Here is a 22,949-nt window from a genome sequence, read left to right as displayed (position 1 = left end):
GCTAATTAATCGCGGAAATTCTCGAACTGCAGTGGTAATTCGATATCCGAGCTGCGCAACATCGCGATAGTTTGTTGCAAGTCATCGCGTTTTTTGCCGGTTACGCGCACTTTGTCACCTTGAATCGATGATTGAACTTTCAGTTTGCTCTCTTTGATTTTTTTGGTGATATCTTTGGCAAGCGGCTGATCAATACCTTGCTTGAAAGTGAGCGCCAAGCTGTAAGTTTTGCCGCTGTGGGACGGCTCATCTGGAATGTCGATACCCGCTAAGCTGATATTACGCTTAGCGCAGTGATTGTTGAAAATGTCTTGTAACTGACGCACTTGGAAGTCAGATTCTGACGTTAACGTTACAGTTAAATCATTGAGTTCGATGGTTGCTTCAACACCACGAAAATCAAATCGCGTGGTCAATTCGCGGGTAGCATTGTCGACAGCATTTTTTAATTCAACTTTATCGATTTCAGAAACAATATCAAAACTTGGCATGTTCGCATCACCTTATGTAGCGTGTCTTGTCAGTAGGTATAGCGCGATTATCGCAAGAACCCAACGCTTATACAAAAAAAACATTTAGACATCTAAACGTCTATATTGATATTCAATACAAAAGCCGCTACATTAGGCGGCATCTTAATTCATCGTTTGTTGCAAAAGGTAATGCTGATGACAGCCAGCTCTTCGTTTCTTATTGAAACGCATCAATGCCCAGTGCCGGGTGGGGCTATTTATATCAACGAGTTAGGTCGCGGCCCATTGGTGTTAGTACTAGGTGGTATTTCGGGTGATCGACAAGCAATAACCAATGCTGCAGATGGCTGGTGGCAAGGCTTAGCGCACGCCGTTGATCCGAATGAATTTACCATCATCACGGTAGATTATGCCGGTGGTAACGGTGAATCTGAAGTTGCAGCGGTGCCACAAACGATTGCTGAACAAGCGAGCTATATCAGTACCGCATTACTGGAGCTCGGCTGGGTCGATTTCCATGCGGTTGTTGGCGGGTCATACGGTGGTCTGGTGGCATTAGAGTTAGCTCAAGATAAGCAACTGAATTTTGACCGTGTTGCGGTGATTGGCGCGGCGCATCGTCCGACCGCACAGGCGGTCATGTTACGGGCGTTACAACGAGAATTTGTGCGTCTTGGCGATGCCGCTGGACAACCTGAACGCGGTACACAGCTGGCACGTGCGTTGGCGATGTTGAGCTACCGTAGTGCCGAGGGCATGGATCAATATTATCCCGACCCCCAAGATGCGGTGAATTATATCGAAAGCCGCGGTTTGCGCACGGTGCAACGCTCATTGCCGCGCGCTCGGCAATTGTTTGAAGTGTTCGGCCCCGCGCTCGATAGTTATCGTATTGAGCCCTATCATATTGAGCAACCAACGCTTCTGATTGGATTCGACAGCGATCAACTCGTTCCACCAAGTTTACTTGAAACATTTCATGGGCAACTGCCCGACGGGCGTGGCTGTCATATTTTTCCGTCGACTTATGGTCATGACGGTTTCATCAAAAATACCGCTGATTATGCACCGGTATTGAAGCAGTTTTTGGAGTCATCATGGCGTTAGCAGTGATTGTTGTTGGCTTAGGTACCATCGGCAAAACTTGGTTAAATGATTATGCAGCGCGTTTGCCCAAGAATGTCTTTGTGCACGCGGCGGCAAATTCGAAACGATTGTGGCGCTGGCCGTTACCCAGTGATTGGCAACAACAGACCGTACCGATGCAGGTGCAACCGGCGGTGGTCGCAGAAATTAGTAAGCTATATGACTCAGGGCATAGCGTTGCGGTGTTGGATCTCACTGCCTCGAAAGAGGTCAGTCGTAATTACCTCTCTTGGATACAAGCGGGTGCTCACATCATCAGTGCCAATAAATATGCTGGCTCGAGTCATCCGGAATATTATCAACAGCTTCGCGATGCGCTACAGCACCATCAGCGATATTGGTTATATAACACCACCGTTGGTGCCGGCTTACCGATTCAAAAAGCGATTCGGGAGCGACTAGATTGCTATGACGCGATAACCGCAATGGAAGGGAACTTTTCTGGTTCATTATCGTGGATATTCCAGCAATATCGGCCCGGCGACAAACTATCCGAATGGTTATGCAAAGCCGCCGACATCGGCTACACCGAACCCGATCCACGTATTGATTTAAGTGGTATGGACGTCGCTCGTAAGCTACTTATTTTGGCTCGAGATGCCGGTTGGTCGCTGCAGTTAGCCGATGTCACCTTGCACAACCTAGTACCGACGGCACTACAACAGATTCCGGTAGCGTCGTTTTGGCAACAACTCGATGAGTTTGATCAGGCATTTGAACATTGGCGCTTACAGCATTATCCAACCGCCCAGCAGTTCTGCTATATCGGCCACGTGCAAGCGATGCCTGACGGAAGTGTGAAAGCAACAGCACAGTTGCAGCCGATCGGTAGCGACTCCCCCTATGCGCATTTACCGCCAGGTAATGCCAATTTTATTATTCGAAGCCGCCAGTACCAACAGAATCCCTTAGTTATACAAGGCCCTGGGGCTGGGCCCGAAGTAACGGCCGCCGGTGTTCAGAGCGATATCTTGGAATTGCTGAAACTTCTGTAAAAAATAACTTGCAGGTTGGCGTCATTTAATTATTATGGACGTCTAAACGTATAAACATCTATTTAATTGAGGCTGATATGACTGCGAATTACCATCCAGCAACGCTAGCAATTCATCATGGCTATGACACGGATCCAACCACAAAGTCAGTTGCTGTACCGATTTATCAAACTGCTGCATATGCATTTGATAGCGCCCAGCACGGCGCTGATTTATTCGATTTAGCCGTGCCTGGTAATATTTATTCACGTATCATGAATCCAACCAATGATGTGCTCGAGCAACGTATAGCAGCCCTTGAAGGGGGTATAGCCGGGTTGGCAGTAGCCTCTGGTATGGCAGCCATTCATTACACGCTGCTGACTTTAGCGAAGCACGGTGACAACATCGTCACCACCCCACAAATCTATGGTGGCACCTATACATTATTTGCGCACCAGTTGCCCGCGCTTGGCATTGATGTACGCTTTGCTGAAGATGACAGCCCCGAAGCGCTTGAGCGACTCATTGATGCCAATACCAAAGCGCTTTATTGCGAAAGTATCGGTAATCCTGCTGGTAATATTGCGGATATTCCGCGCTTGGCAGCAATTGCTAACAAACATGGTGTACCGTTGGTGGTTGATAACACGGTAGCCACACCTATTTTGTGTCAACCCATCGCGCTTGGCGCTCATATTGTTGTGCATTCACTCACCAAATATATCGGCGGGCATGGCACCACTATCGGCGGCATTATTATTGATGGCGGTAATTTTGATTGGGTGAAGCACAGCGACAAATTTGCACAGTTTTCGCAACCCGAGCCGGCCTATCATGGCGTGGTGTATAACGAAGCATTTGAAGCAGCGGCGTTTATTGCACGAGCTCGCACCGTCGCGTTACGTAACACTGGTGCGGCTTTATCGCCGTTTAATGCCTTTTTAATCTTACAGGGGCTCGAAACACTTGAGTTACGTATTGAACGCCACTGTGAGAATGCGAAGAAAGTGGTCGAGTATCTTCAACAACACCCGCAAGTTGCATGGGTAAATTATGCGGGAACCCCAGAACACCCGAACTACGCGCTTGCGCAGCAGATTATTAAAGGTGGCCTACCGGCCTCGTTGCTCACTTTTGGTGTGAAAGGTGGCTATGAAGCTGGCGTTCGATTCTATGACAAGCTGAAGCTATTCAAGCGGCTAGTGAACATCGGTGATGCAAAATCACTTGCATGTCATCCGGCATCGACCACCCATCGGCAGTTATCCGCAGATGAACAGGTTAAAGTGGGCGTGAAGCCGGAAGCTCTTCGTTTATGTGTAGGTATCGAGCACGTTGACGACATCATCGCGGATCTTGCGCAAGCTTTGGCGTAAATAACGAAACGTAAAGACTGTTGGCGTTACGTTAAGAAGTGATATTATCGGGGACTTATGTCAAATGTCAGATAAACATGTTGAGGATCCCCGATGTATCGCAAGCTGTGTTTTGGACTAGTTGCTGTAGCTCTGCTGCAAGGGTGCGCTACCTATGTAGAGCACAAATTGTCGAATCGTGTTGAGCCGATCGGGATCCCGGCTAACATGCCTGAGCTTATTGTCGAGCTTGGTGGTGAACAACGTCAGTTTTGCATGCCATATCTTGGCGGCTGTACGGAATACTTGTATGCGGCACCGATAACCGACTCTGATTCACGTGTTTTTGAGTTCACTGCAGTGGGCGAAACACAGACGCAAGAATACAAATTAACCCTCAACCGTCAGCAAATTCCAGAAGCACGTCGTGGCACCATGATCATGCTGCATGGTTACGGTGGCTCAAAAGAAACCATGTTTTTCTTAGCCGATTACTATCGCTTCCTCGGGTTTCATGTTGTGATTCCCGACTTGAAAGGTCATGGTGGTTCAACACATGAACAACCAGGGTTTGCGGTTGATGATGTCGAAATGATTACTACGCTAATTAATTCGTTACCGGCACGCGAGCGCCCGCACCCTTTATTCATCACAGGTTTTTCCATGGGCGCATTAGCGGCTGTACATGTGGCTCGTCAGCGCAACGATATCAGTGGTTTGGTGTTACTGGCACCAATGCGTCAGTTTGAGGACGCAGTGTACGAGGTGAGTAAAATCACTCATGAGCAAACCAGCAAAATCGTATCTGAAGAGTCAATTCGTGAGGGTGTGAAAAATACCTTGATGAAACGAAATATCGACCCAGCGTCGCTTGATTTGCATCAAGTGCTACCACCGGTAAAGGTACCTACATTGATTCTTGCCAGTAACGTCGATTCGGTTGCGCCATTTGAATACTTTAAGCCGCTGGAATCACGCTATGTCACGGTACGAGAAATTCCGGAACGCCACCATTTCTTGATGGCAATTATGGATCCTAAAATGCACGAGCATTTGTATCCGTGGTTGCAACGCCGCCGTTAACTTATGGGCCAATCAGCGGCATCAATATGATCAAGTTGGCCGTCAAAAGAATCGCCGTGCCAACGTTGAATAAATTCGCCGTGTGGATCATACATCGCGGTTTGCTTAGTTAAGTCAAACCAGCGATGCCCGCGCGGGTCGGCACCCACACCAGCTAAGTATTGCCAATTGCCCCAGTTGGCTGCAACGTCATAATCAATCAATTGTTGTTCGAAATAAGCTGCACCATAGCGCCAATCCAAACCGAGTTCGTGGACAAAGCAACTGGCAACAAGCTGGCGTCCCCGATTAGACATATACCCCGTTGCATTGAGTTGATTCATGCATGCGTTAACGATCGGATACGGTGTGTTGCCTTGGCACCACTTTTGAAAGCGTGAAGCGTAAAAGCTTGTTGGTGGGCGGCGTTGTTGAATGCCGTCGGCCGCGAACAACTTTTTGTCGTGATAAGCGGCATACCAATGAAAGTACTCACGCCAGAGCAACTCAAAGAAAATCCAATAGGTACTCTCATTAGCCCCTTTTTCTTGTTCATGTGTGGTTAGCGCTGTAAGAATTTGGCGTGGTGAAACAGCACCAAAAGCCAACCACGGCGAGAACTTGGTTGAATCAGACCAATTATCTAAAGCGTTTCGAGTTTGCTTATAGGTTTGGGCATGTGGTCCAGCGAAGTAATCTCGAACGTGATTCATGCCGGCCTGGGTACCGCCGACAAAAATACTGTCAGTTGTCGGCAACACTAACGTTGGCCAACTCAGTGATGCAGGCGGTGGCGGTAACTGTAAGGGTGCTGCCAATGGTTCTTTGATAGTGGCACGGCGCTGCGAACTCTCAATATACTTTCGAAATTTCGAGAAGCTATCAGGTATCTGCTCAATCACCTCGGGAATTTGTTCACGTTCAAACAAGGTATTGCTGTCAGTTTGCACATAATCCAAAAATGGATAGCGCTCGCGCACAATATCGAAGTATTGGCGCTCATAGCTGCCGCAATGATGGCTACGGTAAATCACATCGATACCGAACTGACCGATAAGTTTGGCAACGGCAGCCAGAGGCGCTTCGTAGCTCACATATAAGCGCTGGCCAAGTTGCGCAAGTTGTTGGTCGAGATCAACGAGTGTTTGTTGCAGAAATCGCCAACGGTTTTCACCCATACTGCGCAAGCCATAGCGGTTGGGGCGAAACCATTTCGGATTCACACAGTACAAGCAAATGAGTTGTTGGCATTCTTGTTGCGCAAGGTGCAGCAACGGGTGGTCGGCAACCCGCAGGTCATTCTCAAACCAAATGAGTCCCACCCGATGCTTCATCAGAACTTACACCAACTCTTTCAGCGAGGCCTTGCTGAACGCTTTAATTTCGTCTTCTTTGCCATCACGCATTTTTTGTAGCCAGTACGGATCTTGCAATAACGCACGGCCGACGGCGATAAGCTCAAACTCATGGTTGCCCATGCGTTTGACTAACTCGTCAATGCCGGATTTTTCTACTGCTGGTTTATCTGAGGCAAAGGTGCCGCTTATAAAGTCTTCGGTTAAACCAACACTGCCGACTGAAATGGTCGGTTTTCCGGTTAGTTTCTGCGTCCAGCCGGCAAGGTTTAAATCGGAACCTTCGAACTCAGGCTCCCAAAAGCGTCGCGTTGAAGCGTGGAAAACATCAACACCAGCAGCAACGAGTAAATCGAGAAGCTGCTTGAGCTGTTCAGGAGTTTCCGCAAGTTTGGCCTCGTAAGCTTGCTGTTTCCACTGCGAAAAACGAAAGACAATTGCGAAATCCTCACCAACTGCGGCGCGAACGGCTTTGACAATTTCGCAGGCAAAGCGAGCACGATTTTCCAGCGAACCACCGTATTCGTCTTCTCGAATATTCGTGCCTTCCCATAAGAATTGATCAATCAAATAGCCGTGGGCACCATGAATTTCTACCCCATCGAAACCGGCTTCTTTTGATTGCTTGGCTGACTCAGCGAATGCTTGAATCACATCGTTGATGTCATCCTTGGTCATGGCGACACCACTTGGTTTGCCGGGTCCAAACAAACCTGACGGGCTGTAAGCTGGCGCTGCATCGTCAGTTTCTGGTTTACGTACGGCACCCACATGCCACAACTGTGGAATAATTTGGCCACCAGCGGCATGCACCGCATCAACGACGCGGCGCCATTCGGTCATCGCTTCACCATAAATTTTCGGTACATTGGGGAAGCCACTTGCACCCGGGTGATTGATTTCTACACCTTCGGTAATGATTAAGCCAACTTCACCTTCAGCACGACGTTGGTAGTATTTGACCACCGCATCGTTCGGTACGTTACCGGGCGAAAAGCTACGGGTCATTGGCGCCATCGCAACGCGATTACGAAGCTGAAGAGATTTACATGAAAAAGGTTGCAATAAAGGGGATAAATCCGTCGACATGATAACTCCTTAAATCAGTCTGGTACGGGGAATACGCAAATGCCGGAGAAATTGATCGCGTGACTTTTACAAATTATGCAAAATTTGACGATGCAGAATTCGTCAGCATCTCATCCGGTAGTGGCTCTTCGATACAAGCACACAGCGTGGCGACTAATTTGCGTTCGGTATCTGAGATATGCTGGTCAGAAGTGACCGTTTCAACCCACTTTTGTACTAAAGGTTGTTTGGCTTTTGGCGACCAGCTCTTGCAGGTGTTTAAAGCCTGCTCAAGTTGTGCCAAATTCAACGGTTGTTGTGCTTCGGCACGTTTAAGCGCAACCACTGTTGCCGCAAATGCTTCAGCATTATCTAATTTCACCTTGAAGCGTTTCGATTCGATTAATTGCCGCGCTAACAATTGATACAAGCACCAGTGAAATAAATCATTGCTGTGTTCAAGCTGCTCAAGATCGCGCAACAGCCCGAGTCGGTCTGAATCTTTGGCAACCCGCAACGCTGGAATCGCAAGCTCAACCAGCGCCAGTTGTTGCGCAGCATTGAGTGTTTCTAATTGGGGTTGCTCTTCGCCAAGCAATTGACCCACTAACATATCGCGAATAAATTGCGGTGCTTGTTGTGGTGAACGCACCCGCTCTAGCAGTAACGCCGGTAGCGCCAGCATCGCTAAGCGATTCAAAGCCGTTGGTTGTGGCTGACTGGCTTGCTGCTCCGCCACCGATTGCACCATGGCCTTTTTCGGTTTTGGGTAGCGCCCATTCCAATTCGGCTGAATTCGCTTAATACGTTTATCTAACGGCGGATGTGTTGCCATGAGGGTAAACCACGAGCTTAATGCTTGGCCGAAAAATAAGTGTGCGGTTTCATCGGCATTGGCGTGACCAATCTTACTTCCGTACTCGCGGGCACCGATTTGTTGTAGGGCGCCGGATAAGGCCTCCGGATTACGGGTAAACTGCACAGCGGCAGCATCAGCGAGATATTCGCGTTGACGACTCACGGCTGCTTTGATGATGTTGCCGAAGAACACGCCAATATAGCCAATAATGAACAAGGCCAAGCCGATAAGTGGTAGTGCATTGCCGTTGCCACGGCGTCGCGATGTACTAAAGCGCGCTGAGTGCAAAAACATTCGTCCGACATGTGCAATCAGTAAAATCCCTGCAAGCGCGGCGATTAAACGAATATTCAAGCGCATGTCGCCGTTGAGAATGTGGCTAAACTCATGTGCAACAACGGCCTGAAGTTGCTCGCGCGAAAAGGTTTCAACCGCACCGCGGGTTAAGCCAATCACGGCGTCTTTACTTTCATATCCTGCCGCGAATGCGTTGATATTCGATTCGTTGGGCAACAAATAAACCGCCGGCACAGGCATATTGGCAGCGATAGCCATTTCTTCAACAACGTTAAGAATTCTGCGCTCCAGTGGGTCAGTACTATTCGGTTCAATGCGAACGCCGCCTAAACTTTCAGCAACCACGTGACCACCGGGCTTCAGGCTCAACCACTTCACTAACATTGCCGTGAGAATACCGCCACCAACAATCAGCACCACCCAAGCAATGGGTTGCCAACTAAATTGATAATCCCCGTTTTGTTGCACTGCAATACCGCCAAAGACAGCGGCGGTTACGACGGCAACAAAGCCAATGATTAGGGTGAACGCGAGAAAAAACAGCACCACCAGCAGGCCTGTATTGCGTTTAGCCTGCTGCTGATGTTCGAAGAAATTAACCATCGTAATCTTCCAGCGAGTGACACAAATTAAAAGTTAACTTTTGGCGCAGCTTGTATTTCCGCGCTGTCAGCAAACTCCAATAAGTTGGCATCTTTGCTATGACCAAAGAAGCTCGCAAACATCACCGGTGGGAATGATTGACGATAGGTATTGTAAGTCATCACCGCATCATTAAATGCTTGGCGAGAAAACGCGACGCGATTTTCTGTGCTGGTGAGTTCTTCACTTACCTGCATCATGTTTTGGTTCGCTTTTAAATCCGGATAGGCTTCCATCACCACATTTAAACGGCCTAGCGCACTGCCTAAGGCTGATTCGGCGCCACCAAGTTGCTGCATCGCACCGGCATTGGTTGGGTCTTTGGCGGCTTGTGGTAACGCTGCGGCAGCCTGATTACGCGCCGAAATCACGGCTTCGAGTGTTTCGCGCTCGTGGCTGAGATAAGCTTTTGCGGTTTCAACAAGATTAGGTATCAAGTCGTAACGCCGCTTGAGTTGCACTTCCATTTGCGCAAAGGCATTTTCAAATTGATTCTTTAAACGTACGAGTTTGTTGTAAATACCAATCAGGTACACCAACAGTAATACTGCAACAATGATAATAATCCATCCGGTTGTCATCTCAGCTCTCCGCTCTAGTTATTTTACTATGCAACATGCTATGCTTTGCCGTTATTAGCAAGCCGATCAATGTAAGTATTCATGACAACACCAATCGCTACCGGCAATTTATTTATTTTGGCTGCACCAAGTGGTGCAGGTAAATCCAGTTTAATCCGTGCTTTGCTTGCGCGCCACACTGAAGAGAGTATGCAGGTGTCGGTATCGTGCACAACTCGGGCGCCACGGCCGGGTGAAATTGATGGTGTGCACTATCATTTCCTGACTGAAACCCAGTTCAAAGAAAAAATCGACAAAAATGATTTTTATGAATGGGCACATGTTTTCGGTAATTATTACGGCACGTCGCGAAGTTACATTGAACAAACCTTGGCGCAAGGCATTGACGTGTTTTTGGATATTGATTGGCAGGGAGCACGACAAGTGCGTGAGGCCCACGCACAGGCGCAATCTATTTTCATTGTACCGCCAAGCCTTGAAATACTCGAAGAACGCTTGCGTAGTCGTGGCCAAGATAGTGACGAAGTGATTCGTTCACGCATGGAAAAAGCGCATGCAGAAATGTCGCATTATCATGAGTTTGATTACTTGCTGGTCAATGATAAATTTGACCAAACGTTGGCACAATTAGAGCATATTGTGTTTGCACAACGCCTTAAGGTAGCATTACAACAAGTGCGGCATGCCGCTAAACTCAAAGATCTCTTGGCGAATGGCGGGTAAATCCGTATAATTCCTGACCCGTTTTGCACATAGTTGGAGTAAACATGGCTCGCGTAACCGTAGAAGATGCTGTTGACCGTATTGGCAACCGATTCGATTTAGTGCTTGTAGCAGCACGTCGTGCCCGTCAATTGGCAACCCAAGGCAAAGATGCATTGGTTCCTTGGAAAAACAATGAAAAATCAACCGTCGTCGCTTTACGCGAAATTGAAGGCGGCCATATCGACGCGAAGCGCTTAGACGCTGAAGAGCGTACTGAAATGGCGCAAAAAGATGCCGAAGAAATGGCAGCGGTTGATGCAATCCGTGGGCTTGAGTAAATCGGGTGTATTTGTTTGAAGGCCTCAGGCAGCAGTTAGCTGAGTATTTACCACCAGAGCAGGTGGAGCAAGCTTCTGCGGCCTTCAAATTAGCTGCTGATGGGCATAAACATCAGAAACGTCATAGTGGCGAACCCTACATTACCCATCCTGTTGCAGTTGCTGGCCTGTTGGCCGATATGCGCCTTGACCATGAAACCATCATGGCGGCGTTACTGCATGATGTTATTGAAGACACGCAATATACCCAAGAAGATCTCGCTGAACAGTTTGGCGCAACCGTCGCTGAGCTCGTAGAAGGCGTCTCCAAGCTCGACAAGCTTAAGTTTGATTCCAAAGAAGAATTACAAACTGAAAACTATCGCAAAATGATTATGGCGATGGTGCAGGATATTCGTGTCATTCTGATCAAATTAGCTGACCGTACGCACAATATGCGCACGATTGGACATTTGCGCCCCGACAAAAAACGCCGTATTGCGCGTGAAACCCTAGAAATTTATGCGCCACTGGCACACCGTTTGGGTATTCACGACATTAAAAACGAGTTGGAATTGCTGGGCTTTCACGCCTTGCATCCTTGGCGTGCGAAATTACTCGAATCTGAAGTCAAGAAAGCTCGCGGTAATCGTCGGGAGTTGGTTGAGCGGGTGCAGACGGAAATTGAAAAGCGCTTAAAAGACGTCGGTATTAAGGCGCGTGTGCTTGGCCGTGAAAAGCACTTGTATAGCATCTATCAAAAGATGAGAGACAAGGAGCTGAAGTTCGAACAAGTCATGGACATTTATGCGTTCCGAGTGATTGTCGACGAGCTCGATACTTGCTATCGCGTATTGGGCGCACTGCATAATCTCTATAAACCGATTGAAACGCGCTTCAAAGATTACATCGCCATTCCCAAGTCGAATGGCTATCAGTCGTTGCACACTAGTTTAAAAGGTCCACACGGGATTCCGGTTGAAGTACAGATTCGTACTGAAGAGATGAACCTGATGGCTGACCGCGGTGTTGCCGCGCACTGGTTATATAAAACCGATGAAAGTACTGGCACCACTGCGCAAGTGCGCGCCCGCCGCTGGATGCAAAGCCTATTAGAATTACAGCAAAGTACGGGTAACGCTTTCGAGTTTATCGAAAACGTGAAGTCGGAATTATTCCCTGAAGAGATTTATGTCTTCACGCCAGAAGGCCGCATTATTGAATTGCCGCAGGGGGCGACGCCGGTTGATTTTGCTTACGCGGTGCATACAGATATTGGCAATACCTGCATTGGTGCACGCGTGAATCATAAGGTGTCATCACTGTCGAAGCCGCTCGAAACCGGACAAACGGTAGAGATTAAAACCGCACCGGGCTCGCGTCCGAACATCGCATGGTTGAATTTTGCCGTTACTGCTAAAGCGCGTGCGAAGATTCGTCAATATTTGAAGGGGCAGGAGACTCGTGAAGCCGAGCAGTTGGGAGAACGTTTGCTGCGCGCTGCGCTTGGACCAATCAATTATGATGACATTCCAAAAGCCGATTTCACCCGTGTGCTAAAAGAAGTCAAACTTACCGACTTACCGTCGTTATTACGCGAAATTGGTTTGGGCAACATGATGTCAATAGCCATCGCTAAACGTCTATTGGGTGAACTTTCGCAGTTAAAAGACGAACAAGACACCGCCGTTCAACCGAAAACGACATTAGCAATTCGTGGTGCTGAAGGGTTATTGGTGAGTTTTGCGAAATGTTGCCGACCGATACCAGGCGATGACATTATTGCCCACGTGAGTCCAGGCAAGGGTCTTGTGGTACACCGCAAAGAATGTAAGAACGTGCGCGGCTATGAAGAAGAGCCGGGGCGCTATTTCCCAGTGCAATGGGAAGGCAATACCGAAGCCGAGTTTACCACTGAAGTGCGGGTTGAGATTGAGAATCACCAAGGTGCACTCGCCAAACTGACCGCATCGATTTCAGCCACTGGATGTAATATCCACGGTCTGAAGACGGAAGAACTCGACGCCAATATTTATTATATTGATATCGCACTTAGTGTGCGTGATAGGAAACAACTCGCCGATGTGATTCGCCACATCCGGAAGATGCCGAATGTGCAGCGAGTTTGGCGCTTAAGGAAGTAAACATGTCAAAAGTCATCATTAGTACAGAAAAAGCACCCGCTGCCATTGGTACCTACTCACAAGCGGTGAAGATTGGTACGACGGTTTATTTGTCAGGTCAAATCCCACTGGTGCCAGAAACCATGGAATTTGTCAGTGAAGAGTTTCGTGCGCAAGCCGTGCAAGTATTCAAAAACTTGAGTGCGGTATGTGAAGCCGCTGGAGGCGAGTTGCAGGACATGGTCAAGGTTCAGATTTATTTGACCGACTTGGGTAACTTCCCAATCGTGAACGAGGTAATGGCTGAATTTTTCGAAACGCCATACCCTGCGCGCGCCGCTATCGGCGTGAAAGCCTTACCGAAGGGCGCGCAAATTGAGATTGATGGCGTGATGGAGTTGCCAAGCACCAATTAAGCAGTCACCCTACTGGCGCGAGCTTCCAATGGCTTGCGCCAGATGATCATGCCGATTGATACCGCCCCAAGAATAAAGCAGTAACCTGTGTGAATACTCACATCCAATGGCGATAAGCCGAAACTTGCACCCATCAACAATGCTTGGGCGCCGTAGGGTAGAGCTCCTTGCACCACGCAAGCAAAGATATCCAGCAAACTTGCGCTTTGGCGTGGGGCTAAATTACCTTCTTCTGCGAGGCGTTTACTGACTTCACCAGAGAGCAAAATCGTCACGGTATTGTTGGCAACGGCGAAGTTCGTTAGTCCAGTTAATGCAGCGACACCAAACGCGGCGCGCTGTTGTTTATGTTTAAACAATCGGCTCGTGATACTACTGACGGTGTTCGCAAGAAACTGTAAGCCACCTTGTTGCCGAATCAGCGCCGACAAGCCACCAATCAATAGCGACAGCAAGAAGATTTCTTGCATGCTGGTGAAGCCTTCGTAGATATCTTTGCTAAAGGCGACCCATTCATAACCAACGGTGACCATACCAAAGGCGGCGGCAAGAATAATCCCCAGGGTAAGCACGGCGAAAACGTTTAAACCCAGCACAGCTAACACAATAATGAAGAAGTACGGCAGGCTCAGCCATAAATTCGCATCGGGAATCTTAGGTGGTGCAGCACCGGTGTCATAGGTGAATAACCAAATCAGTGTGATTGCGGCGGCCGGTAGTGCGATTTTTAAATTCGCTTTGAATTTATCGCTCATTTCACAGCCTTGCGTGCGCGTTGCCGCAATCGTGGTATCGGAGATAAATGACAAGTTATCACCAAACATAGCACCACTAACTAATACCCCTGCCAGCAACGCTAAATCTATTTCTGCGGCCTGACCTAAACCCAGCGCAACCGGCGCCAGCGCAGCGAGGGTACCCATTGAGGTGCCCATAGCAGTTGAAACAACCGCGGCAATAATAAATAAACCAGGCAGCAAGAATTGTGGTGGGATGACATTTAAGCCAAGCGCAACCATAGCGTCCACACCGCCAGTAGCTGCAGCGACGGTTGAGAAGGCGCCGGCTAATAAATAAATCATACACATGGTGACGATGTTGCGTTCGCCAACACCGGCCACAAAGGTATCAATACGCGCGTCAAAGGCCTGTTTGCTTAGCAGCACACCAAGAACAATGGCGGGGAGTATGGCGACTGGGCTGGCGAGTTGATAAAACGCGTAATCGACTCCTGACAGTTGGAAGTAGATCCCGGTGCCAAGGAACAGCGTAAGAAATAAACCAAGCGGCAAAAGCGCCTTGGCACTGGCTGGCTGTGTCATAAAAATCCTTGCTTCAGTTATGTTGTTATTTAGACGTCCAGAAGTTTATATGTCTTATCTTGACGTTGCAAGCATCGCGTAGAACGCTTACCTTTAATTCAAGTTGTACACAGAACCACAAAGGATGTCTATGAGCCCGGATGAACTTCACTTACAGTTACGTAATTTGCGCAAAGACGATTACCCGCAATTAAAAGTCTTGATGGATAAGGTCTATCCCGATATTGGTGGCGCTTGGGGTGAACATACGATTTTAAAGCTGGTGCAAGAATTTCCAGAGGGTCAGATTTGCCTTGAGGACAATGGGCAGTTGGTTGGCGTAGCGTTAACCGTCAAAGTAAAGTACGCCCGTTTTAGTAACCCGCACACCTATGATGATTTGATGGATGCGCGTGAAAATATTCTGAACGACCGCAAAGGCGATGCGATTTATGGTCTTGATGTGCTAATCCACCCAGACTATCGCGGTTATCGCTTGGGACGCCGCTTATATGATGCGCGTAAAGAGCTTTGTCGGCAATCGAACCTGAAAGCGATTCTGGCTGGCGGGCGTATTGTTAATTTCCACAAGTACGCTGATGAAATGACGCCAGGCCAATACATTGAGGCCGTGCACCGCCGCGAAATCTACGACCCAATTCTAACGTTCCAATTAGCGAATGATTTCACTGTTAAACGGCTATTAGGTAAATATTTGCCGGAAGATAAACGTTCGGTTGGTTTTGCGACGTTACTTGAGTGGAATAACTTTTTATACGAGCCGTCAGATAATATTCTCGGGTCGCGCATCCGTAACGTACGAATTGGCGCCGTACAATGGCAAATGCGTGAAATTGACTCCGTGGAGGAAATGCTTCGCCAAGTGGAGTACTTCGTTGATGCGATTTCGAGTTACCAAAGTGACTTCGCAGTATTTCCAGAGTTCTTTAATGCGCCGTTAATGGGGCTTACGGATCAAAGCCAACAAAAAGATGCGATTCGATTCCTCGCTGGATTCACTGAGCGTTTCAAGCGTGAAATGTCGCAAATGGCAGTCAGTTACAACGTTAATATCATTACCGGTTCCATGCCAATTAATGAAGACGATGTGATCTATAACGTTTCTTACCTCTGTCGTCGCGATGGCACCGTTGAAGAACAACGCAAGATTCATGTTACGCCGCACGAAAAACGTGACTGGGTCATCGAGGGAGGTGATCAAGTTCGCGTGTTTGATACCGATGCCGGTAAAGTTGGCATTCTCATTTGCTACGATGTCGAATTTCCAGAACTTGGCCGCTTAATGGCCGACGAAGGGTTAGAAATTCTCTTCGTGCCGTTTTGGACCGATACACGCAATGCGTACTTGCGTGTCCGCCACTGTGCCCAAGCCCGGGCGGTCGAAAACGAATGCTATGTGGTGACCTGCGGTAGTGTCGGGAACTTGCCGCAAGTTGAAAGCTTAGACGTACAGTATGCGCAGTCGGCGGTTTTCTCGCCCTCTGACTTTGCTTTCCCATACGATGCCATCTTGGCGGAAACCACGCCAAATACCGAACAGCTCATTTTTTCTGATCTGAATTTAGATGAATTGCGATATTTACATCACGAAGGTTCGGTGACTAATTTAAAAGATCGCCGTACCGATATTTATGAAGTCACCCGTAAGTGGTAACAATTAAAAAATACAGAACAACAAGGAATCTTTATGCCGGTAAAATTACTAAAACCAACCGAAGAGGCATATCAATATCCTCTGCTGATTAAGCAGTTGCTGCTCTCGAGTCAACGCTATGGCGGCGACAACGAAATTGTGGGTGGCAACAATGGCAAGCGTTACAGCTATCAGGAATTTAATGAGCGCGTTTGTCGACTTGCGAATGTGCTCACCGAAGCTGGTGTTAAGGCTGGTGATGTAGTGGCTGTACTGGATTGGGATACGCCACGTTATCTTGAATGCTTCTTTGCGATTCCAATGATTGGTGCCGTATTGCACACGGTCAACGTGCGCTTAGCGCCGGAACAGATTGTCTACACCATGAACCATGCTGAAGACAAAGTAGTGCTGGCACATGATGATTTTCTGCCGCTTTTAGCAAAAGTGAAACACGAGCTAATGACGGTTGAAAAGTACATTCAGTTGAGTGACTCCGATACACCGCCAGATGCCCCTCTTAGCACGGCCGGTGAGTATGAAGAGCTGATGCGCGGTGCGTTACCAGACTACGACTTTCCTGATTTTGACGAGAACGCCATCGCCACCACTTTTTACACCACAGGCACGACCGGCAATCCGAAAGGGGTTTACTTTTCGCATCGTCAACTCGTGCTACACACCATGGCACTTGCGGCAACCACGTCAATGAATGACAACATGCAACTGATGCAGGCATCCAGCGTGTATATGCCAATTACACCCATGTTCCACGTGCATGCATGGGGCGTACCCTATGTCGCCACCATGATGGGCTTAAAGCAGGTTTATCCGGGACGTTATGAACCAGCGACCCTGTTGAAGCTATTTGTCACCGAAAAAGTCACGTTCTCACACTGTGTACCGACCATATTACAAATGGTGCTGAGCAGTGAAAAAGCGAAAGCGATTGATTTTAGCGGTTGGCAAGTGCTGATTGGCGGCAGTGCTCTAACAGCTGGCCTTGCCAGTGCAGCGCTCGAGCGTGGCATTCAGATTTACACTGGCTACGGCATGTCCGAAACCTGCCCGCTGTTGAGCACGACTTGGATGCCGCTGAATGCGGACGAATTTAGCCATGAGCAACAAGTGGCGGAGCGTATCAAAACCGGTCGTCCGGTGCCGTTTGTGAATATGCGGATTATTGATAGTAACGGTCGCTTCTTGCCGCATGATGGTGAAGCCATGGGCGAGGTGGTCGTGCGCACACCGTGGTTAACGCAAGGCTATTTAAACGAGCCGGAAAAGAGCCAAGAACTTTGGGCAAACGGCTGGATGCATACCGGCGATGTTGGCACCATTGATAGTACCTATACCTTGCAGATTCGTGATCGCATCAAAGATGTGATTAAAACCGGCGGGGAGTGGGTTTCCTCGCTAGATATTGAGAACCTAATTAGTAAGCATCCAGATATCGAGCTCGCTGCGGTAATTGGCTTACCGGATGAGGAATGGGGTGAGCGCCCGCACGCGATTGTGACTGCGCGCGCTGGCGCCAACGTCGATCGAGAAGCGGTGGTTGCACACATGCAGCAATATATCGATGAAGGCTTAATCGAGAAATGGTACGTGCCAGACACCGTCAAAGTGGTGGAAGAAATTCCGCGCACGAGTGTTGGCAAAATCGATAAAAAAGTGATTCGCGAAATGCTCAAAGTGCAGTAACTGAAACCTCAAATCGAAAAAGGCCCAATCTTGGGCCTTTTTTATGCTTCTAATTTCTAGCGTTATTAGTTCAGCTTAGCGTAATCGAACACCCAGTTTACATACAGCTCGGTGCCTGTTTTCAGAGCATCTTCGTCGGCATAGAAATACGGTGAGTGGTTACTTGGCGCTTCTGCCGGATTCTGGCCCTCTGGGGTAATACCCAAAAACACAAACAAACCAGGTACTTCAAGTGCATAAAACGAAAAGTCTTCAGCACCGGTTACCAACGCATTGACTTTGACATTATCTGCACCGGCCACGCGTTGCATGGTTGGCAACATTTTACGCGTTAACTCTGGGTTGTTAATCGTCACCGGATAGCCTTCGTCGATATGCACGTGCGCTTCAGCGCCACTGGCTTTGGCCGTGTGTTCTGCAGTCGCTTTCAAATTTTCAAAAATCTGTGCACGGTTATCCATATCAAAGTTACGAATGGTGCCTTCCAAGTACACTTCATCTGGAATGATGTTGTTACGCACACCACCTTCCACAATACCGAAGCTTACGACAGCTGGCGCTTTGGTGATATCAACCTGGCGCGACACAATGCTTTGCGTATTGCTGATGATTTGACCCGCGGCAACAATTGGGTCAACGCCGCCCCATGGACGTGAACCATGAGTTTGACGACCCTTCACGTTAATTTCGAAGCGATCTGACGATGCCATTAATGGGCCTTCGCGGTAGCCAATTTCGCCTGTGTTACCGGCCGACCACACGTGAATACCAAATACCGCTTCTGGCTGATATTGCTTAAACAGACCTTCTTTGAGCATTAACTCAGCGCCGCCTTCTTCACCAGCTGGCGCGCCTTCTTCCGCTGGTTGGAAGATAAATACAACGTTACCAGCTAGTTGGTCGCGCATTGCTGTGAGCTTTTCGGCCGCGCCCATTAACATTGCCACGTGCAAGTCATGGCCGCATGCGTGCATCACACCAACCTCTTTGCCACGATATTCAGACACTGCCTTTGAAGCAAACGGTACATCCGTTAATTCGGTCACCGGTAGCGCATCCATATCAGCGCGCAGGGCAATCGTTGGACCCGGCTTGACGCCTTTAAGTAAACCGACAACGCCAGTGTGAGCAACACCAGTTTGAACTTCTAAACCAAGTTCTTTCAAGTGTTCTGTGATGACTTTTGCGGTGCGAAACTCGCGGTTACTTAATTCCGGATGTTGGTGTAGGTCACGGCGCCATTCAATGACCTTCTGTTCAAGATCGGCACCAATTTTAACGGGCTGCTGAGCCTGCGCTGCACCAGTAAAGGAACCAAGCGCTGTGACTAACGCTAAACTTAATAGACTGTGTTTCATGGCAACTACCTTTGGGTTAAAAAACAAACATGAAATGAGTATGCCGTTTTTAATTAGCCTTTGCCAACCACAACTATGGTCGTACAGCTTAGGAAATGGTCAAAACGTCTCGATCATTTCCGGCAAGTCAGCAAAGTGTTCGTAATCCGGCCACGATACGGTGATATCAAAGTGTTCGCCGTTGTATTCAAATTGTAATTTCCAAGCGTGCAAATGCAGATGTTCGGCAACCTCACCGCCATAACGGTCATCGCCACAAATCGGCACGCCGATACTTTTCAAAGCGACCCGCAGTTGATGAGTGCGGCCAGTGATGGGTTTGAGCAGGTAATATCGATAGCCTGGCTTAAGGGAGTAACTCATAAAGCGCGTCTGTGCGGGGTTGTCTTGACTGTGCAATAAGCGCCAATTACCACGACGAACTTTATCCATATCACCACTAATCAAGCCCTGCTTTTTCTTCGGCTTCCCGGCGCTAATCGCAATATAAAACTTTTTCATTTTACGCGCAGCAAAAAGGCCGCTAAGTGCTGCGGCAGCGCTGTGATTTCTTGCAATGAGCAAGGCGCCAGAAGTTGGTGTATCTAAACGGTGCACGGGCCATAACGTTTCGCCAAGCTGCTCACTGAGTTGATGTACCACGCTAGGTTCATTATCGTTGGCATGCATTGGCGCGCCGGAAGGCTTGTCCAGCACATAAAAATCAGGATGGCGAAATACTATGGATAACTCTCGCATGCCGTTATACTTGCCTCAGTTTTAAATAAAAAATAGTTGGAAATCATCATGTCGCCGGAGCGCTTCGCACGTATTTCGCAACTGTTAGACCAGCGTCAACCTGATCTTACGTTGTGTTTGGAGAGTGTCCATAAAAATCACAATTTAGCTGCTTTAGTGCGCACCGCCGATGCGGTTGGGGTGCACGAAGTTCATGCTATTTGGTACGAGCGTCATTTTCGCATGACCCGCGGCGCAGCCGTTGGCAGCGAAAAATGGGTGAAGGTTAATCATCACGATGGCCTGCAACCGGCTATTGACCAATTGCGAGCTGAAGGCAAACAAATCCTCGTAACCAATCTATCCGACCAAGCCGTTGATTTCCGTACCATTGATTACACCAAGCCAACCGCAATTATTCTAGGCCAAGAGCGTCGCGGCGTCACACCAGAAGCAATTACCGCCGCCGATCATCAAATTATTATTCCAATGGTGGGTATGGCTGAGTCATTGAATGTCTCGGTCGCTGCAGCAGTGATTATGTATGAGGCACAACGACAACGCGAAGCGGCTGGGTGTTACCAGCGGCCGACCTTGCCCGAAGCAGAGCGCCAACGTGTGCTGTTTGAAGGCGGGCATCCAATATTTGCACGTTTATGTCGCCTGAATGGTATTCCTTACCCACAACTGGATGAATACGGACAAATTGCTGCTGATGAATTATGGTGGCAACAAATTCGGAGCGCCAAGCGATGACTTCAGATGGCCTGCACCGTATCCCATTAAGCGCGCTAAAAGGCGTGGGGCCAAAGCTGCAAGCGAAGCTGGAAAAGCTTGGCTTGGTAAACGTGCAGGACGTTCTATTACATTTACCGCTACGCTATGAAGATCGCTCACGCATTTATCCTATTGCCGCATTACAAGCTGGTACGAGCGCAACGGTGATCGCGGAAGTGGTTAAAGCTGAGGTGGCTTATGGCCGTCGGCGCATGCTCAAAGTGAAAGTTCGTGATGCGAGCGGTGTGCTGAATCTTGTATTTTTTCAGTTTTCAGCGGCGCAACTCAAACAATTCGCGCAAGGTACGCGGCTACAACTCTTTGGTGAAGCGCGTCGCGGTATTAACGGCCCCGATATGATTCACCCAGAATATAAGATCATCGAAGGCGCTGCGCCGGAATTAGGTGAAGAAGCCTTGACGCCAGTTTACCCTGCCACTGAAGGGGTTCAGCAAGCCACGCTGAGAAAGCTAAGCGAGCAAGCGCTTACTTATCTTAATGAACAGGCGCTACCAGAACTATTACCTGAGCAGTTGCGTCCGGGAGGCATCAGTTTGGCGCAAGCATTACGCACGTTGCATCGGCCGCCACTTGATGTCAGTTTGCAACAGTTAACCGAAGGTACACACCCCGCGCAGACCCGTTTAGCAGCAGAAGAACTCCTCGCTCATCAGCTGAGCTTGTTGAAGTTGCGAGCAGTAAAACAAGCGCACCAAGCGCGAGCGTTGCAAGTAAATCAAGCTTTACAGCAGGAGTTTTTAGCGCAATTGCCGTTTCAACCTACTGCTGCGCAACAACGTGTGGTGCAAGAAATTCAGCACGATCTGGCCTTGGATTTCCCCATGATGCGCTTGGTGCAAGGTGATGTTGGCTCGGGGAAAACGTTAGTCGCAGCGCTCGCGGCATTGACGGCGATCGGACAGGGCTATCAAGTTGCGTTAATGGCGCCGACTGAAATTCTTGCGGAACAGCATGCACTAACCTTTCGGCAGTGGCTGGAACCGTTAGGTATCCGTGTCGGTTGGCTAGCAGGCAAGCAAAAAACCAAAGAGCGCCAAGAAAATCTCGCTGTGATTGCCAGTGGTGAAGTGCAGTTTATTGTCGGCACCCATGCGCTGTTCCAAGCTGATGTGAATTATCACAACCTCGCCTTGGTCATTATTGACGAGCAGCACCGTTTTGGTGTGCACCAACGTTTAGAATTACGGCAAAAGGGGGTGGTGCAAGGTTACCAACCGCATCAATTGATTATGACCGCGACGCCAATACCACGCACCTTAGCGATGACGGCTTATGCGGACTTGGCGACGTCGATTATTGACGAGCTGCCGCCTGGGCGCACACCGGTAACCACAGTAGCGATTCCGGATACGCGGCGCGATCAAGTAATTGAGCGCGTTCATCAGGTGTGCACCGAACAAGGGCGACAAGCGTATTGGGTATGCACGCTGATTGAAGAGTCAGAGGCTTTGCAGTGCCAAGCGGCAGAAGACACCGCGACGCAGTTGCAAGAGGCTTTACCGAATTTGCGTATTGGTTTGGTGCATGGGCGCTTAAAGAGCCAAGAAAAAGAAGCAGTCATGGCTGCCTTTAAAGCGCATGAATTGGATTTATTGGTTGCGACCACGGTGATTGAAGTGGGTGTTGATGTACCGAATGCTAGTTTGATGATTATCGAGAATCCAGAGCGTCTCGGTTTGGCACAACTGCATCAATTGCGGGGGCGCGTCGGACGTGGCGCGGCGGCGAGTCACTGTGTGTTACTGTATCATGCACCACTGTCGAAAACCGCAACTCAGCGATTAGCGGTTCTGCGTGACAGCAGCGATGGTTTCGTGATTGCACAGCGCGATTTGGAATTACGCGGGCCCGGTGAATTATTAGGGCAAAAACAAACCGGTTTAACCGAAATGAAAGTGGCGGATTTAGTCAAACATAGTCATTTAGTCGATCAGGTGCAGCAGCTCGCGCACACGATTTGGGAGCGTTATCCGCAAACCGCCGATGCATTGATCCAACGCTGGTTACCACGTCGCGATCACTACGCCCAAGCCTGATTTCG

20 protein-coding genes are annotated in these 22,949 nt (G+C 48.8%); 12 read left to right on the top strand and 8 right to left on the bottom strand.

The window, feature by feature from the left end; genetic code table 11:
* Nucleotides 1-5: 5 nt before the first annotated feature.
* Complete coding sequence (locus CWI82_RS09215; protein WP_130203310.1) at nt 6-491, bottom strand: YajQ family cyclic di-GMP-binding protein; 486 nt, start codon at nt 489-491, stop codon at nt 6-8.
* 177 nt (nt 492-668) lie between these two features.
* Here CWI82_RS09215 and CWI82_RS09210 point away from each other — a divergent pair, with 177 nt between their 5' ends.
* The 4 genes from CWI82_RS09210 (at nt 669) to CWI82_RS09195 (ending at nt 5,034) form a co-directional block, all read left to right on the top strand.
* Nucleotides 669-1,580, top strand: a complete 912-nt coding sequence (locus CWI82_RS09210; protein WP_165383912.1) for an alpha/beta fold hydrolase — start codon at nt 669-671, stop codon at nt 1,578-1,580.
* Nucleotides 1,571-2,614: an aspartate kinase gene (locus CWI82_RS09205; RefSeq protein ID WP_130203308.1), complete on the top strand. Its 1,044-nt coding sequence runs from the start codon at nt 1,571-1,573 to the stop codon at nt 2,612-2,614. Before CWI82_RS09210 ends, CWI82_RS09205 begins: the two co-directional genes overlap by 10 nt.
* 77 nt (nt 2,615-2,691) lie before the next feature.
* The gene (locus CWI82_RS09200) at nt 2,692-3,972 is read left to right on the top strand and encodes an O-acetylhomoserine aminocarboxypropyltransferase/cysteine synthase family protein (protein WP_130203307.1); all 1,281 of its coding nucleotides are present in this window, start codon (nt 2,692-2,694) and stop codon (nt 3,970-3,972) included.
* A gap of 207 nt (nt 3,973-4,179) precedes the next feature.
* Nucleotides 4,180-5,034: an alpha/beta hydrolase gene (locus CWI82_RS09195; protein ID WP_165383911.1), complete on the top strand. Its 855-nt coding sequence runs from the start codon at nt 4,180-4,182 to the stop codon at nt 5,032-5,034.
* Here CWI82_RS09195 and CWI82_RS09190 read toward each other — a convergent pair.
* From CWI82_RS09190 to CWI82_RS09175, 4 genes are all read right to left on the bottom strand, one after another.
* On the bottom strand, nt 5,031-6,347 hold the full coding sequence (locus CWI82_RS09190; protein ID WP_130203305.1) for a DASH family cryptochrome: 1,317 nt from the start codon (nt 6,345-6,347) through the stop codon (nt 5,031-5,033). The two genes, CWI82_RS09195 and CWI82_RS09190, sit on opposite strands and share 4 nt — an antisense overlap.
* A 6-nt stretch (nt 6,348-6,353) precedes the next feature.
* Nucleotides 6,354-7,457 carry an NADH:flavin oxidoreductase gene (locus CWI82_RS09185; RefSeq protein ID WP_130203304.1) on the bottom strand — a complete coding sequence of 368 codons (1,104 nt, stop codon included), beginning with the start codon at nt 7,455-7,457 and terminating at the stop codon, nt 6,354-6,356.
* A gap of 73 nt (nt 7,458-7,530) precedes the next feature.
* Nucleotides 7,531-9,195, bottom strand: coding sequence for a M48 family metallopeptidase (locus tag CWI82_RS09180; protein WP_130203303.1), 1,665 nt, complete (start codon nt 9,193-9,195; stop codon nt 7,531-7,533).
* 26 nt (nt 9,196-9,221) lie between these two features.
* Nucleotides 9,222-9,815, bottom strand: a complete 594-nt coding sequence (locus CWI82_RS09175; protein ID WP_130203302.1) for a LemA family protein — start codon at nt 9,813-9,815, stop codon at nt 9,222-9,224.
* Nucleotides 9,816-9,896: 81 nt separating this feature from the next.
* Here CWI82_RS09175 and gmk point away from each other — a divergent pair, with 81 nt between their 5' ends.
* From gmk to CWI82_RS09155, 4 genes are read left to right on the top strand one after another with little or no spacing between them, the layout of a single operon-like run.
* Nucleotides 9,897-10,538 (top strand): guanylate kinase, encoded by a 642-nt coding sequence (gene gmk / locus CWI82_RS09170; protein ID WP_130203301.1) that lies wholly within the window; start codon nt 9,897-9,899, stop codon nt 10,536-10,538.
* 44 nt (nt 10,539-10,582) lie between these two features.
* On the top strand, nt 10,583-10,858 hold the full coding sequence (gene rpoZ, locus CWI82_RS09165; RefSeq protein ID WP_092857181.1) for a DNA-directed RNA polymerase subunit omega: 276 nt from the start codon (nt 10,583-10,585) through the stop codon (nt 10,856-10,858).
* A gap of 5 nt (nt 10,859-10,863) precedes the next feature.
* Complete coding sequence (gene spoT, locus CWI82_RS09160; RefSeq protein WP_130203300.1) at nt 10,864-12,981, top strand: bifunctional GTP diphosphokinase/guanosine-3',5'-bis pyrophosphate 3'-pyrophosphohydrolase; 2,118 nt, start codon at nt 10,864-10,866, stop codon at nt 12,979-12,981.
* 2 nt (nt 12,982-12,983) lie between these two features.
* Nucleotides 12,984-13,376, top strand: coding sequence for a RidA family protein (locus CWI82_RS09155; protein ID WP_092857177.1), 393 nt, complete (start codon nt 12,984-12,986; stop codon nt 13,374-13,376).
* Here the strand turns inward: CWI82_RS09155 and CWI82_RS09150 are convergent.
* Entirely contained in the window at nt 13,373-14,698 is a 1,326-nt protein-coding gene (locus CWI82_RS09150) for a Na+/H+ antiporter NhaC family protein (RefSeq protein WP_130203299.1), read from the bottom strand. The genes CWI82_RS09155 and CWI82_RS09150 overlap by 4 nt on opposite strands.
* Before the next feature lie 130 nt (nt 14,699-14,828).
* Here CWI82_RS09150 and CWI82_RS09145 point away from each other — a divergent pair, with 130 nt between their 5' ends.
* Both CWI82_RS09145 and CWI82_RS09140 read left to right on the top strand, forming a co-directional pair.
* Nucleotides 14,829-16,352, top strand: coding sequence for a carbon-nitrogen hydrolase family protein (locus CWI82_RS09145; protein WP_092857173.1), 1,524 nt, complete (start codon nt 14,829-14,831; stop codon nt 16,350-16,352).
* Nucleotides 16,353-16,385: 33 nt separating this feature from the next.
* Nucleotides 16,386-18,035 carry a fatty acid--CoA ligase gene (locus tag CWI82_RS09140; RefSeq protein ID WP_130203298.1) on the top strand — a complete coding sequence of 550 codons (1,650 nt, stop codon included), beginning with the start codon at nt 16,386-16,388 and terminating at the stop codon, nt 18,033-18,035.
* A gap of 65 nt (nt 18,036-18,100) precedes the next feature.
* Here CWI82_RS09140 and CWI82_RS09135 read toward each other — a convergent pair whose 3' ends face one another.
* Entirely contained in the window at nt 18,101-19,393 is a 1,293-nt protein-coding gene (locus CWI82_RS09135) for a M20 family metallopeptidase (RefSeq protein ID WP_130203297.1), read from the bottom strand.
* Nucleotides 19,394-19,492: 99 nt separating this feature from the next.
* Complete coding sequence (locus CWI82_RS09130; protein WP_130203296.1) at nt 19,493-20,131, bottom strand: TIGR01621 family pseudouridine synthase; 639 nt, start codon at nt 20,129-20,131, stop codon at nt 19,493-19,495.
* A 48-nt stretch (nt 20,132-20,179) separates the two neighbouring features.
* Between CWI82_RS09130 and trmH the strand changes: the two genes are divergently transcribed.
* Together trmH and recG are read left to right on the top strand one after the other, a co-directional pair.
* Nucleotides 20,180-20,866, top strand: coding sequence for a tRNA (guanosine(18)-2'-O)-methyltransferase TrmH (trmH, locus tag CWI82_RS09125; RefSeq protein ID WP_130203295.1), 687 nt, complete (start codon nt 20,180-20,182; stop codon nt 20,864-20,866).
* A complete protein-coding gene (recG, locus tag CWI82_RS09120) occupies nt 20,863-22,944 on the top strand; it encodes an ATP-dependent DNA helicase RecG (protein ID WP_130203294.1) in 2,082 nt (693 codons plus the stop codon). Before trmH ends, recG begins: the two co-directional genes overlap by 4 nt.
* The last annotated feature ends 5 nt before the right edge of the window (nt 22,945-22,949 follow it).

This window comes from Pseudidiomarina tainanensis (assembly GCF_004214835.1).
Classification (GTDB): Bacteria; Pseudomonadota; Gammaproteobacteria; order Enterobacterales; family Alteromonadaceae; genus Pseudidiomarina; species Pseudidiomarina tainanensis.
Note: the sequence above shows the minus strand (reverse complement) of the source record. Positions and strands in the feature narration are given on the sequence as shown.

Coding starts and splice junctions, on each gene's coding strand:
- CWI82_RS09215 (WP_130203310.1), bottom strand. CDS start 491: ATGCCAAGTTTTGATATTGTTTCTGAAATCGATAAAGTTGAATTAAAA.
- CWI82_RS09210 (WP_165383912.1), top strand. CDS start 669: ATGACAGCCAGCTCTTCGTTTCTTATTGAAACGCATCAATGCCCAGTG.
- CWI82_RS09205 (WP_130203308.1), top strand. CDS start 1,571: ATGGCGTTAGCAGTGATTGTTGTTGGCTTAGGTACCATCGGCAAAACT.
- CWI82_RS09200 (WP_130203307.1), top strand. CDS start 2,692: ATGACTGCGAATTACCATCCAGCAACGCTAGCAATTCATCATGGCTAT.
- CWI82_RS09195 (WP_165383911.1), top strand. CDS start 4,180: ATGCCTGAGCTTATTGTCGAGCTTGGTGGTGAACAACGTCAGTTTTGC.
- CWI82_RS09190 (WP_130203305.1), bottom strand. CDS start 6,347: ATGAAGCATCGGGTGGGACTCATTTGGTTTGAGAATGACCTGCGGGTT.
- CWI82_RS09185 (WP_130203304.1), bottom strand. CDS start 7,457: ATGTCGACGGATTTATCCCCTTTATTGCAACCTTTTTCATGTAAATCT.
- CWI82_RS09180 (WP_130203303.1), bottom strand. CDS start 9,195: ATGGTTAATTTCTTCGAACATCAGCAGCAGGCTAAACGCAATACAGGC.
- CWI82_RS09175 (WP_130203302.1), bottom strand. CDS start 9,815: ATGACAACCGGATGGATTATTATCATTGTTGCAGTATTACTGTTGGTG.
- gmk (WP_130203301.1), top strand. CDS start 9,897: ATGACAACACCAATCGCTACCGGCAATTTATTTATTTTGGCTGCACCA.
- rpoZ (WP_092857181.1), top strand. CDS start 10,583: ATGGCTCGCGTAACCGTAGAAGATGCTGTTGACCGTATTGGCAACCGA.
- CWI82_RS09155 (WP_092857177.1), top strand. CDS start 12,984: ATGTCAAAAGTCATCATTAGTACAGAAAAAGCACCCGCTGCCATTGGT.
- CWI82_RS09150 (WP_130203299.1), bottom strand. CDS start 14,698: ATGACACAGCCAGCCAGTGCCAAGGCGCTTTTGCCGCTTGGTTTATTT.
- CWI82_RS09145 (WP_092857173.1), top strand. CDS start 14,829: ATGAGCCCGGATGAACTTCACTTACAGTTACGTAATTTGCGCAAAGAC.
- CWI82_RS09140 (WP_130203298.1), top strand. CDS start 16,386: ATGCCGGTAAAATTACTAAAACCAACCGAAGAGGCATATCAATATCCT.
- CWI82_RS09135 (WP_130203297.1), bottom strand. CDS start 19,393: ATGAAACACAGTCTATTAAGTTTAGCGTTAGTCACAGCGCTTGGTTCC.
- CWI82_RS09130 (WP_130203296.1), bottom strand. CDS start 20,131: ATGCGAGAGTTATCCATAGTATTTCGCCATCCTGATTTTTATGTGCTG.
- trmH (WP_130203295.1), top strand. CDS start 20,180: ATGTCGCCGGAGCGCTTCGCACGTATTTCGCAACTGTTAGACCAGCGT.
- recG (WP_130203294.1), top strand. CDS start 20,863: ATGACTTCAGATGGCCTGCACCGTATCCCATTAAGCGCGCTAAAAGGC.